The organism is Methylobacterium sp. WL6 (genome assembly GCF_008040095.1).
In the GTDB taxonomy this organism is placed as follows: domain Bacteria; phylum Pseudomonadota; class Alphaproteobacteria; order Rhizobiales; family Beijerinckiaceae; genus Methylobacterium.
On the sequence record NZ_VRVH01000131.1, the window covers coordinates 1 to 12,243 of the forward strand.

A 12,243-nucleotide genomic window follows, 5' to 3' on the forward strand; every position below is an offset into this window, starting at 1 on the left:
GGGTGCTGCGGGCGCTCGCGGTCGCCGGCCTCGTGCTCGCCGCCTTCTTCGCCTTCCAGCGCACGGGTGCGGCGCGCTTCGTCGAGCGCAAGCTCGGCGCGCTCTCGCGGCGCTTCGTGCGCGAGGCCGAGCCGGCCCGCTGCGAGGGCGGCAGCGTGCAGGATGCGCTCGATGCGGTTTGGGGCCGCGGACGGCGCCTGCGGCTGCTGCAATCGGTCCTGCTGCACGCCCTCGCCTGGACGCTGGGCGCGGCCGAGATCGCCATCGTGCTCGCCTGCATCGGCGTCGAGGGCGTGACCGTGCCCGAGGTCCTGGTGATCGAGGCCCTGAGCCAGGCGATCAAGTCGGCGGCCTTCCCGATCCCGAGCGGGCTCGGCGTGCAGGAGGGCGGCTTCGTGATCGTCGGCGCGCTGTTCGGCATCGATCCCGGCACCGCCATCGCCCTGTCGCTCGCCAAGCGCGTCCCCGACGTGGTGCTCGGCCTGCCCTCCCTGATCGTGTGGCAGAACCTCGAATCGCGCCGCGGCACCGTGGGCTCGCCGACGCCATGAGCGCGCGCGGCCCGTCCGCAAGGCTCGACCCGTCCTCCAGGCTTGCACGGCCCGAGAACCCGCCCCAGGGTGCCGCCGCCATGAAGCCCGCCGACATCCATTCTCGTTTCCGGATCCCGCGCCGTCTCGGGCTCGCCGTCTTCGCGCTCGCGCTCGGCGCGGGTCCGGCCGCCGCGCAGAGCCTCACCGTGGATCTCGGCGCGGGCGGCGCCAGCGAGCGCGCGCTGCAGCTCGTCGCGCTCATCACCGTGCTGGCTTTGGCGCCCTCGGTCCTGGTGATGGCGACCGCGTTCACGCGGATCGTGGTGGTGCTGTCGATCCTGCGCTCGGCGCTCGGCACCCAGACCGCGCCGCCCACCACGGTGATCGTCAGCCTCGCGCTGTTCCTTACCGCCTTCGTGATGGCGCCGACCGGGCGCGAAGCCTACCGCGCCGGCATCGAGCCGCTGCTCGCCAACCAGATCACGCAGGGGCAGGCCTTCGAGCGGGCGTCGGCGCCGTTCAAGGCGTTCATGCTGAAGAACGTCCGCGAGAAGGACCTGAAGCTGTTCCTCGACATGGCCAAGGTGCCGGTGCCCTCCGGGCCCGAGGCGGTCGGCCTCGAGATCGTCACGCCGGCCTTCATGATCTCGGAGCTGCGCCGCGCCTTCGAGATCGGCTTCCTGCTGTTCATCCCGTTCCTGATCATCGACCTCGTGGTCGCCTCCGTGCTGATGGCGGTGGGCATGATGATGGTGCCGCCGGCGACCGTGGCGCTGCCGTTCAAGCTGATCTTCTTCGTGCTGGTCGACGGCTGGACGCTCGTCGCCGGATCGCTGGTGCAGAGCTACGGGGGAAGCTGACGCGGGCTTCGTTCGCGGAAAGCTCACATTGACGAGCCGCCCGGCGCGGCCCATCCTGAGCCCATGTCGGTCGACACCATCCACCTCATGCGGCGGACCGATCCCGGCGCTCCGCTGCGGGATCTCGACGACGTGCGCGTGCTTGCCAGTGTCGTGACGATGGACGGCGACATGATCCCGGCCGGCGCCGCGGGAACCGTGGTCGCGGTCTGGGGGGCCGGCGAGGCCTACGAGGTCGAGTTCCCGGAACCACCCGGCGCGCTCGCCACCGTCGAGGCAGCGCAGCTCGTGCGAACGGGGCGCTCGGTTCCTTGATCGACGAAGGCTGGTGGCCGGTCCTCGAGATTCCGGACGGCAAGCTGGTCGATTACCTCCTAAACCCCGAACATCCGACAGGCGGCCCGAAGGCGCGCTTCTTCCTGTCTTTCGGGTTCGATCGGTCCCGGCCGCAAGAGCTCGGCCGAGCCTTGCTGGTACAGGCCGACGCGCTCTACGGCACGGAAGCCCTTTGCTTGGTCCAGGTCGACGGTCGCGTGCGCCTCGTCGTCGAGGGGCCGATCGCTGCCCCGGATGGACGGCGCCCGCGCGTCCGCGTCGTCTGGCAGCAACAAGCGGCGATCGCTTGGCGCCTCATCACCGCGGTGCCGCTGATGCGCTGATGCCTTCGCCCATCGACCCGACGAAGCGAAGGCCGCGATCACGGCAACCGCTCCGATGACGAATGCATGCGGCGGACGCATCGCCATCCGGCGAGGCCGCACCGCCAGGTCCGACGATGCTCAGCCCGGCGGCGTCGCCTGCCCGTCCGCGCGCTTCTCGGGCTCGCCGCGGGCGGGGAGCGAGGCGTCCGGGTAGCGCTTGCGGTACTCGGCGAGGAAGGCCGCCAGGGTCTCGGCGTTCGTCGCCTTCTGGGCGATCTCGCGGAACCCCGGCTTCTTGGTCGCGTCGGCGCTGGTCAGCAGCGCGAAGGTGCGGGCATCGGCGCTGTCGGCCATCGCATCCGAGAACTTGGCCTTCAGCCGCTCGAGCCCGATCGGCTCGACCGCGAGGTCGTAGGCGATGCCGGCGCGGATCACGTCGGCGCGGGCCGCGTCGTCGAGCACCTTGCCGGAGCGCCACGCGTCACCGAGCAGGGCCTCGTGCGCCTCCCCGGCCTCGCGCCAGCGCCGCGCCGACCACAGGATGTCCGCCCGCAGCCGCGCCGCGTCCGGGCCGGCCTCGCCCTCGATCGTCTCGAGCGCGAGATCGGTCCGCGACAGGTCGGACAGCGCGCGCGCGCGCAGCAGCGACCGGGCGCGGCGCAGGTCGCGGGGAAGCTCGGGCAGGTAGGTTCCCTCGATCGCCTCCAGCGCCATCAGCGGCTTGCCGTCCATGAGACGGATCGAGGCGAGCTGCGTCGCGACGCTCGATCGGCTCGGTCCGGTGAGGCGGTTGTCGATCTGGTACTGGAGCAGGTTGGCGGCGGGATCGAGCAGGTCGAGGCCGACGAGCCGCTCGGCCAGCCGACGCACCACGGCGTCGCCCCGCCGCCCGATCGGCGCGAAGTCCTTGAAGTCGAAGTACAGCGCCACCGCGTCGATCCCGCTGAGCGAATCGCCCCGCGGCGAGAGGTACAGCTCGTCGAACAGCGCCATCGCCTCGTCGTGCAGCGCCCGGGTCTCGGGTGCATCGGAGCCGATGGCATCGGCGGCCCGCACGGCGGTGAAGGCGTCGCGATAGCGCCCGGCCGCCATGTAGAGCCGGGCGAGCCCGGCGGTGATCGCGTTCTCGATCTCGCCGCCGTGCCAGGTGATCGCCAGCCGCTCGAGCTGGTCCATCGCCTCGTCGGGAGTGATCTTGCCGGTCTCGCGCGCGAGCAGCGTGCCGCGCAGAGCCGCCGCCGCCGCCGCCGGTCGCTCGCCCGATTCGGCGAGGCGATCGTAGGCGTCGAGCGCGGCCTTGGTCCGATCGGTCGCCTCGTCGACGCGGGCCCGGACCAGGGCGACGCGGTCCCGCTCCAACGGTGTCGGCTCGGCGGTCGCGAGCCGCGCGACCCGCTGCAATGCGGTGTCGAGGTCACCGGTCTCGAGCGCGGATTCGGCCGCCAGCGTGCGGATCGTCGCCTGCAGGGCGAGCGGGTAGCGCTCGATCACCGGCAAAGTCCGCTGGAAGCCGGCCTCGGCGTCGTGCCAGCGTCCCGCCTGCCCGTCGGCGACCGCGCGCCACAGCACTGCCTCGGGATCGCGTTGCAGCGCCTCGGTCGCGAGCACCCGACGCGCCTCTGCATTTCGGCCGATCGCGGCGAGCGCCGCGGCGCGCAGGATCGCGGTGTCGCGGCCGCTCGCCACCAGGGGGTCGTCGGCCGAGGCCGCGTCGAGGGTGGTCAGGGCCTCGGGCGCGAGGCCGTTGGCGAGCTGGGTGCGCGCGAGGGTGAGCCGCAGCGGGCCGCGCGTTCCGGCGGACGCCGCGATCGAGGCGCCGAACTGTGCCCGGATCGTCTCGCGCACGTCGCCGAGGCGCGCCTGCTCCCAGGGCTCGCGCTGGATCGCGAGGTTCGAGGCCTCGGCGAGCGGCGCTTCGGGGGGCCGCGCCACGGACGAGACCGCGAGGCCGCCCTCGCGCCCGATGACCACGCCGTCGAGGTCGGGACGCACGGTGAGGTCGTCGGCCTGAGCCAGCACGGCGAGGCCGAAGCGGCTCGGCAGCAGCTCGAAATCGACGAAGCGCTGGCGCTTCGCGATGCCGGCGGGCTTCCAGCCGCGCGCGGTGACGACGGCGATGCGCTCGCCGTCGAGATCGAGCCATGCCGCGCTGGCGGGTTGCGGCAGGCCGACCGCGACGCGCCCGTGCCCGGCGGCGTCGGGCAGGCGCGTCGGCGCGAGGGTGTTGCTCGGGCCGAGGTCGTCCCCCGCGGTCAGCTCCCAGGCGCCGGCGGCGGATCCGGCACGCACCGGCACGAGATCGAGCAAGGTCCCGGCCGGGACGGCGAAGCGCAACGCCGTCAGCGCACCCGTCCGCACCGGCTCGCCGAGGGCGCGCAGGCCGCCCGACCCGCCGGTCGGGAGGGCGACCGGCTCGCCGGTCTCGAAGACCAGGGTCGCGACCCCGCCGCGCTCGAACAATGCGACCGCCGGGCGCTTGGCGAACGGAAAGACGAGGCCGGACCCGGCCTGCCGCTCGGACGGCTCGGGCGCCGGTGGCCGGTTCGGCGCCGCGGTGCCCGGTGGTCCGGCGGCCGCCGGAACATCGGCCGTGGCGGAGGCTTTGGCATCCCCGGTCCTGGGCGCGACCCGGCTCGGCGGCTCTCCCTTGCTCGCGGGTTCGGGCTTGGTCGCAGGTTCGGCCTTGGTCGCGGCTTCGGCCTTGGCAGCCTTCTCCGCCCTGGCAGCCGCCTCGGCCTTGGCGGCGGCGTCCTTCTTGGCGACGATGTCGAACACCACGGTGTCGTCGTCGCGGTCGGTCGAGACCGTGAAAGCATCGCCCGCCGCCACCACGAGCCCGGCCGAAGCATCGTCGGCCGACGCGGTCAGGCGGGCCATGTCCTGGCGCAGCCGGCCACGGGTCTCGGACAGGTCGAAGCTGTAGGCCCCCAGGATGCGCAGCCGCGTTGCGCCACCTTCCGGGCCGACGGTCGCCTCGGCGCCCTCGGGCAGCCGCACCGTCAGGCGGGTGAGCGTCGGCAGCTTCGCGACCTCGACGCCGAGGGGCCGGCGCACGGGTGCGGGGTTGCGCGATTTCAGGATCGCTTCCGCGGCACGCGCACGCCGGGCCAGGTCGGCGACGATCTCCGGCGGCAGCGGCGGCGGCAGGCTCGTCCAGCTCTCGGGCAGGAGGTCGACGAAGACCTTCTCGCCGGCGTCCTGCACGTTGACGCGCACGGTCCGCTGCAGGGCGAGCCGCAGGCCGCTGCCGTCGGGATCGCGCCGGACGGCGGTGAGGTAATCGGGCAGCTGCGAGACCAGCCGCTCCGGCCCGGCCTCGGTCCGCTCGCCGTAGCCGAGCACCAGCACGCCGTTCGAGAGCCGCGCCTTGATCGAGACCGCGCTGTCGAAGGTGAAGGCGATTCGCGCATAGCCCTGCGCATCGGTGCCGGCGACGGCGAGGAGCTTCGCCGCCTGGGCCGGCAGCCCGAGGCCGATCAGGACGGCGAGCGCGAGGCCCGCGCTGCGGGGCGTGCGGCGGACCCCTGGTCCCGTCTCAAGCCTCGCGCCCATCGATACGCCACACCTGGGGCGGCGGGCGCCCCGGACGAGGGACGCAACGCTCCGACGCCGCTGAGGGCCGACACTGCCGGATTGCGGCTAACGTGCGCTTAATTGTGGTCGCCGCCGACGTCCCAACGGCATTCTCGATGGGCGGCCGCGCGACGCTCAGCGCTTGACGATCAGGTTCGGGACGATTCGGCTCGACGGGCCGAACGTCTCGATCGCGCGCTGGCAATTGGCCGGAACGTCCTTGCGATAGGTCTCGACATACGAGCGCGAGATCGCCGCCAGCTCGCCCTGCTCCAGGTCCTGCGGATCGATCCCGAGGCGCTCGACGGCCGATTTCAGCAGCGCGGGATCGCCCTGGATGTCTGGGCACGAGGTGTTGGCGAAGCCGACCAGCCCGGCGAGCCGCGCGGCCATGACCCGCTTCTTGTCCATCGGCGGTGCGTCGGGCATCGAGTCCGGCGGCGCACCGGGCGGGCTCGACTCTTGCGCCGCGAGCGGGCTGGCGAGGCAGGCGAGCAGGGCCGCCAGGATCATCGGGTCGCGCATGCTCGGCCTCTCCTCGTCGTCTCGCTCGCCGGTGTCGTGGCGCGGCGGGTCGATGTCCCGCGCGTCGCCTTGGTCGCCGCGCGTCAGTTGCTCAGGGCGATCGCCCGGTCCCAGACCGGCGCGAACCCGCCGAGCGGCACGGCGATCGGCTGCGGATCGTTGGTCCCGGACTTCACGCCGATCACCTGAAGGGTCTTGGCCGTCCGCATCGCGTCGGTGGCGAGCGTCGGGAAGCTGATCGGCACCAGGCAGCCCTCGGACCCGCACGAGATGTAGGGCGCGCCCTTGCCGAGCACCACGTCGTCGAGCTTGAAGGTGATGCCCGGGTCGATCGCCAGGCCGAACGGCATGAGGATCAGCCCCTCGGACCGCCCGTCCTTGGGCGCCTGCAATTCGAAGGCGAACAGGCGCTTGCCGGTCTTGTTGTCCCCCTGCGACTGCATCAGCATGCACGACGTCGCCGGCTCGGCACGGCTGCAGCTCAGCGTCCAGTCGCCGTAATTCTCGGTGATGGAGAGTGCGCCGGCCGGCCAGACCGCCGCGGTCTTGGCAGGCACGGCCTGCGCGGCAGGGGGGGCGGCCGGCGTCGCCTTCGGGGCCGGCTTCGGCGCGGGCGGGCGCGGCTTCGGCTTGACCTTCGGCGCGGCCTCGGGCTGAGCCTCCGGCGCCTCTTCCTGTGCGGCGCACGGGACTGTGCCGATCGACAGCGCGATCAGGACGGCGGCGAGGATCGCGGGACGGCGGGATGCGCGGATCGGCGACATGCGAAGAACGGCCCCCCCCCGGCCGATGTGGCGTTGAGGAAGCCGCCTAGCGGTCAAGCCGAGGCTGCGCAATCCGGTGCCGGTGGATTCGACCGGCGCCGCAACAGGATCAAGCGTGCGGCAGCGTCTCGGCGGCGCGGGCGCAACGCCGCTCGAAGGCGCTGCGGCCCTCGCGCCGGAGGACCCGCACGACCGTGAAGGCGAGGGTCAGGAAACCGGGATCGCGGTCCTGCGGCTCGTCGGCGGGTGCCGGAACGCGGGCGGTGAGGACGGACAGCATGGCGGACTCCGTTCGATCGATGATCCGGCACGGATCGTGGTCGATTTCGCAGTGCAGCATGAGAGCGTTGTGCGATGCACGCAACATGAGGTTTGGTGGGGCTCGCATGCAGTCATCGCATGCCGCGGCAACACTTCGTCAACGACTCTGCTCGCCGCGCGGGCGTTGCGCGGTTGACCCTCACGGCACGAGGCGGCACTAGGGCCGGACATACCCTGCGCCGCGATCAATCGCCGACCGGGATCGGCGCCCGGGCCGGGGGGCCGTCGCGGACGTCCGTTCGCGGACGAGCCCGGCCTGTCGCCCCATCGTCACATCGGCCGCCTAACCCGAGCCGCCCCTGCGCGCCGCGCACATCCGAAGGACCGCCCGAGCCATGACCGACACGCCGAACCAAGGGCCGAACAGAGGGCCGATCCACGGCCGCATCAGCGGACCCATCGTGATGATCGGGTTCGGATCGATCGGTCGCGGCACGCTTCCGCTCATCGAGCGCCATTTCGAATACGACCGTGCCCGCTTCACCGTGATCGATCCGGATGATTCGCACCGGTCTCTCGCCGACAAGCACGGCCTGCGCTTCGAGACGGTCGCGCTGACCCGCGAGAATTATCGCGACGTGCTCACGCCCCTTCTCACCGAGGGCGGCGGCCAGGGCTTCTGCGTCAACCTCTCGGTCGACACCTCGTCGCGCGCGATCCTGGAGCTGTGCCGCGAGCTCGGCGCCCTCTACATCGACACCGTCGCCGAGCCGTGGCCGGGCTTCTACTTCGACAAGGAGAAGAGCCAGGGCGACCGCACCAACTACGCGCTGCGGCAGGACATCCTGGACGCGCGCACCGCCAGCCCCGGCGGCACCACCGCGGTCTCGTGCTGCGGCGCCAATCCCGGCATGGTCTCGTGGTTCGTCAAGCAGGCGGTGCTGAACATCGCGAAGGACACCGGCGTGACCACGCCCGAGCCGAAGTCCCGAGCCGAATGGGCCGCGCTGATGCGCGAGGTCGGCGTCAAGGGCGTCCACATCGCCGAGCGCGACACCCAGCGCGCCAAGCATCCGAAGCCGCAGGGCGTGTTCGTCAACACCTGGTCGGTCGAGGGCTTCGTCTCGGAGGGCAACCAGCCAGCCGAGCTCGGCTGGGGCACGCACGAGACCTGGATGCCCGAGAACGCCCGCGAGCAGGAGAAGGGCTCGCGCTGCGCGATCTACCTGCTCCAGCCCGGCGCCGACACCCGCGTGCGCTCGTGGACCCCGACTGCGCAGTCGCAGTTCGGCTTCCTCGTGACTCACAACGAGGCGATCTCGATCTCGGACTACTACACGGTTCTCGAGGGCGAGCGCGCGGCCTACCGTCCGACCTGCCACTACGCCTACCACCCGGCCAACGACGCCGTGCTGTCGCTCCACGAGATGTTCGGCAATGCCGGCAAGGTGCAGGAGAAGCACCACATCCTCGACGAGAACGAGATCGAGGACGGCATCGACGAGCTCGGCGTGCTGCTCTACGGCCACAAAAAGAACGCCTACTGGTACGGCTCGCAGCTCTCGATCGAGGAGACGCGCCGGATCGCGCCCTACCAGAACGCCACCGGCCTTCAGGTGACCTCGGCGGTGCTCGCCGGCATGGTCTGGGCGCTGGAGAACCCCGAGGCCGGCATCGTCGAGGCCGACGAGATGGACTTCCGCCGCTGCCTCGAAGTCCAGACCCCGTATCTCGGCCCCGTCGTCGGCGTCTACACCGACTGGACGCCGCTCGCCGGCCGCCCGGGCCTGTTCCCGGAGGACATCGACGCCAGCGACCCCTGGCAGTTCCGCAACGTGCTCGTGCACGGCTGAACCCGAGCGTCCGCGCCGTTGCAGACCGGCCCCGGACTGCTACCATCGCGGCCTCACCGGAGGAGGCCGCGATGGCCGTTGCCCGACGACGCGACGCGCGCATGGGCGTCGCCGAATACCAGGATTGGGTCGCGTCCAAGCCGGACGACCAGCGCTGGGAGCTGCTCGACGGCGTACCGACGCTGATGTCGCCGACGAGCGGGCGTCACCAGCGCATCGTCGCGAACCTGGTCCGGCGCCTCGACGAACTCGCCGAGCGCAGGGGCTGCAGCGCCCTCCCCGGCCTCGCCGTGCTCAGCGCGGAGATGGACGACTTCGCGCCGATCCCCGACATCGTGGTCCAGTGCGGCCCGCTGCCCCGCGGCGGCTACACCCGCGACCCGCTGCTCGTCGCCGAGGTACTGTCCCCCTCGACGATGAGCATGGATCGCGGCCGCAAGACCGATGTCTTCCGCACGGTCGCGGCGCTGCAGGTCTTCCTGATCGTCTATCAGGACGATGCCCGGGCCGAGGTCTGGCGGCGCGACGCCGGATGGGCGATGCGGATGCTGGGACGGGGCGACGTGATCGACCTGCCCGAGCTCGGCGGCACGCTCACTGCAGCCGACATCTACGCCCGGGTGGAATTCTGAACGCCCGCGGCTGACGCCGGTCGCGGGCGGACCCATCTATGGTACGCTCGCCCAGGCAGTTCGGAGAGGCCCGCATGGCAGTCGCGGCGAAGCGGGACGACCGCATGAGCGTCCCGGACTACCGGGTTTGGGTCGCCGGCCGCCCGGACGACGAGCGCTGGGAACTGCTCGACGGCGAACCGGTGCTGATGTCGCCACCGACCGAGCGGCACCAGACCATCGTCTCCAACCTCATCCGTCGCCTCGGCGACCTCGCCGATGTGCGGGGCTGCCGCGTCGTCCCCGGCATCGCGGTCGTCAGCCGGGACATGGACGACTTCGCGCCGATCCCCGACGTGGTGGTGCGTTGCGGCCCGATGCTGCCGGACGGCTACGCGTCCGATCCCGTCCTCGTCGCGGAGGTGCTGTCCCCCTCGACGATGAGCGCCGACCGCGGCCGCAAGACCGACTTCTACCGTGCCGTCGAGAGCCTGCAGGTCTTCCTGATCGTGTATCAGGACGAGCCACGGGTGGAGGTCTGGCGCCGGCAGGAGGGCGACGCCTGGCGCAAGCAGGCGCTCGGCCTCGACGGCGCGATCGAGCTTCCCGAATTCGGCAGCGCCTTGCCCGTCGCAACCGTCTTCGCCGGTCTGTCGTTCTAGCCAACACCCACCAGGTCGCAGCCCTTGCCCCATTTCGAAGACTTCTACGCCGACAAGCTGCGCGGCGGCCTCGGCGTCACCGATGCGGAATCGGTGATGGACCTGCGCGGCGCCAACCGGGCGACCGCGGAGGCGTCGCTGAACGAGATGCTGGAGCGGAGCCGCTTCGCCAAGGGCAAGACCGTGGCGATCCGCCTCGATCCGCCGCCTGAGGGCGGCGGCGAGACCCTGTTCCAACCGGTGGGCCGCCTGCTGCTCGACGCCAAGCGCCGCGGCCTCGTCGACAGGTTGCAGACGCTCCCGGCCGGGGACGGGCTCGGGTTCTACGTGGCGCTGGCCGGGAAGCCGCAGCGCGAGCCGGCGTGACCGGCTCGGCCCCCGGTCCGTCCACCGCGTTCGCCGGGCGCAACACCATCGAGCGGCTGGCGCGCTTCGGGTTCTGCGCCCGCGGCGCGGTCTACTGCGTCGTCGGCGTGCTGGCGGTGCTCGCGGCGGTCGGGGCCGGCGGCAAGGCCGGCGACAGCGAGAACGCGCTCCGCTTCGTGCTGCTCGGACCCCTCGGTCCTTGGATCGTCGGCCTGATCGCCCTCGGGCTCTGGGGCTTCGCCGCCTGGCGCCTCGTCGAGGCGGTGACCGACGCCGACCGACGCGGCACCTCGCCCAAGGGGCTCGTGGTGCGGGGTGCCCACCTCGTCAGCGCCGGCATCTATGCCGGCCTCGGGCTCACGGCGGCGAGCCTCGCACTCGGGCTCGGCCTGCAGTCGGACGGCGACGGCCTGCAGGACTGGACGGCGTGGCTGCTGGCCAAACCCTTCGGCCGCTTCGCCGTGGCGCTGATCGGCCTCGGCGTCGCTGGCGGCGGCGTCGGCTTCCTGGTCAAGGCCGTCCGCGGCGACGTGACCGAGCGCCTCGCCCTCGATGCGGCGCGCCAGGCCTGGGCGGAGCCGGTCGGCCGGTTCGGCTACGCGGCCCGCGGCATCGCATTCCTGATCATCGGCGGCTTCGTCGTCGTCGCGGCCTGGTATCAGGCCTCGTCGGAGGTGAAGGGCCTGTCCGGGGCGTTCCAGGCCCTGCGCGCCCAGCCCTACGGCCGGATCCTGCTCGCGATCGTCGCGGCCGGCCACGTGGCGTTCGGGGCCTTCGGCCTGATCCAGGCCCGCTATCGCCGGATCGACGCGCCCGACATCGACCAGGCCGACGACGCGGTGGCGCGGGCCGTCCGCCCGACCGGCTGACCGATCGCGTTGACACCGCCCGAGGCGGAGCCGATACCGCCGCGGAACATCATGCAGCAGCGCACCTACAAGACCGCGGTGATGGTGGTCCACGATCTCGTGGCGACCGCGCTGGCCGTGGTCCTCACCTTCGTGTTCCGCTTCACCGGCGACGCCCTCGCCGAACGCGTGCACGCGCTTCCCGTCCTGCTGCCGCCGTTCCTCGTCGTCGCCGGCCTCGTCTACGGACGGTTCAGGCTCTACCGCACCAAGTGGCGCTTCGCCTCTCTGCCCGATCTCGCCGGCATCGTTCGCGCCGCGAGCGTGCTCGCCTTCGGGCTGCTGGTGCTCGACTACGTCCTGGTCTCGTCGGACCTGTACGGGTTCTACTTCTTCGGCAAGATCGCCATCGTCCTGTACTGGGTGCTGCAGATCTTCCTGCTCGGCGGCACGCGCCTCGCCTTCCGCTACCTGAAATACGCCCGCTCCAAGCAGTCGAGCGCGCGCTCGGCCACGGTTCCGACGCTGCTGCTCGGCCGCGGTGCCGACATCGAGACGCTGCTGCGTGCGATCGAATCCGGCTCGGTGCGCAAGCTCGCGCCGAAGGGCATCCTCTCGCCGCGCGCCGACGAGGCCGGGCAGACGATGCGCGAGGTCGCCGTGCTCGGCGGCGATGGAGCCTCGGCGAAGCGATGCGGCGGCGCGGGACGGCATCATCGAAGGCAGGCCTCGGCCGAAAGAACGCC

Annotated in this window: 13 protein-coding genes and 1 pseudogene; 10 read left to right on the forward strand and 4 right to left on the reverse strand. The window is 72.0% G+C overall.

Annotated elements, in window-relative coordinates:
- From FV230_RS16710 to FV230_RS16725, 4 genes are all read left to right on the forward strand, one after another.
- Positions 1–551 (forward strand): lysylphosphatidylglycerol synthase domain-containing protein (locus FV230_RS16710; RefSeq protein ID WP_187275526.1); only part of this gene is annotated, 551 nt, incomplete at its 5' end.
- Positions 548–1,393 carry a flagellar type III secretion system pore protein FliP gene (gene fliP / locus FV230_RS16715; RefSeq protein ID WP_281408301.1) on the forward strand — a complete coding sequence of 282 codons (846 nt, stop codon included), beginning with the start codon at positions 548–550 and terminating at the stop codon, positions 1,391–1,393. The genes FV230_RS16710 and fliP, both read left to right, overlap by 4 nt.
- A 63-nt stretch (positions 1,394–1,456) precedes the next feature.
- Positions 1,457–1,708 carry a DUF4926 domain-containing protein gene (locus FV230_RS16720; protein ID WP_147728581.1) on the forward strand — a complete coding sequence of 84 codons (252 nt, stop codon included), beginning with the start codon at positions 1,457–1,459 and terminating at the stop codon, positions 1,706–1,708.
- Entirely contained in the window at positions 1,705–2,052 is a 348-nt protein-coding gene (locus FV230_RS16725; protein WP_147843198.1) for a DUF6883 domain-containing protein, read from the forward strand. Before FV230_RS16720 ends, FV230_RS16725 begins: the two co-directional genes overlap by 4 nt.
- 120 nt (positions 2,053–2,172) lie before the next feature.
- Here the strand turns inward: FV230_RS16725 and FV230_RS16730 are convergent, their stop codons facing one another.
- The 4 genes from FV230_RS16730 to FV230_RS29750 form a co-directional block, all read right to left on the reverse strand.
- A complete protein-coding gene (locus FV230_RS16730; protein ID WP_147843199.1) occupies positions 2,173–5,586 on the reverse strand; it encodes a tetratricopeptide repeat protein in 3,414 nt (1,137 codons plus the stop codon).
- 156 nt (positions 5,587–5,742) lie between these two features.
- Positions 5,743–6,132: a hypothetical protein gene (locus FV230_RS16735; RefSeq protein WP_243935627.1), complete on the reverse strand. Its 390-nt coding sequence runs from the start codon at positions 6,130–6,132 to the stop codon at positions 5,743–5,745.
- Positions 6,133–6,215: 83 nt separating this feature from the next.
- Positions 6,216–6,896, reverse strand: a complete 681-nt coding sequence (locus tag FV230_RS16740) for an invasion associated locus B family protein (RefSeq protein ID WP_147843200.1) — start codon at positions 6,894–6,896, stop codon at positions 6,216–6,218.
- Positions 6,897–7,005: 109 nt separating this feature from the next.
- Positions 7,006–7,176 carry a hypothetical protein gene (locus FV230_RS29750; protein ID WP_187275527.1) on the reverse strand — a complete coding sequence of 57 codons (171 nt, stop codon included), beginning with the start codon at positions 7,174–7,176 and terminating at the stop codon, positions 7,006–7,008.
- A 376-nt stretch (positions 7,177–7,552) separates the two neighbouring features.
- Between FV230_RS29750 and FV230_RS16745 the strand changes: the two genes are divergently transcribed.
- From FV230_RS16745 to FV230_RS16770, 6 genes and pseudogenes are all read left to right on the forward strand, one after another.
- Complete coding sequence (locus tag FV230_RS16745; protein ID WP_147728458.1) at positions 7,553–9,010, forward strand: saccharopine dehydrogenase NADP-binding domain-containing protein; 1,458 nt, start codon at positions 7,553–7,555, stop codon at positions 9,008–9,010.
- Between the two features lie 71 nt (positions 9,011–9,081).
- Positions 9,082–9,642: a Uma2 family endonuclease gene (locus FV230_RS16750; protein WP_147843201.1), complete on the forward strand. Its 561-nt coding sequence runs from the start codon at positions 9,082–9,084 to the stop codon at positions 9,640–9,642.
- Between the two features lie 74 nt (positions 9,643–9,716).
- On the forward strand, positions 9,717–10,283 hold the full coding sequence (locus tag FV230_RS16755; protein WP_147843202.1) for a Uma2 family endonuclease: 567 nt from the start codon (positions 9,717–9,719) through the stop codon (positions 10,281–10,283).
- Positions 10,284–10,307: 24 nt separating this feature from the next.
- Positions 10,308–10,649, forward strand: a complete 342-nt coding sequence (locus FV230_RS16760) for a hypothetical protein (RefSeq protein ID WP_147843203.1) — start codon at positions 10,308–10,310, stop codon at positions 10,647–10,649.
- Positions 10,646–11,518 carry a DUF1206 domain-containing protein gene (locus FV230_RS16765; RefSeq protein WP_246694889.1) on the forward strand — a complete coding sequence of 291 codons (873 nt, stop codon included), beginning with the start codon at positions 10,646–10,648 and terminating at the stop codon, positions 11,516–11,518. Before FV230_RS16760 ends, FV230_RS16765 begins: the two co-directional genes overlap by 4 nt.
- A gap of 51 nt (positions 11,519–11,569) precedes the next feature.
- A pseudogene (locus FV230_RS16770) lies at positions 11,570–12,243 on the forward strand (hypothetical protein); the annotation flags it as partial.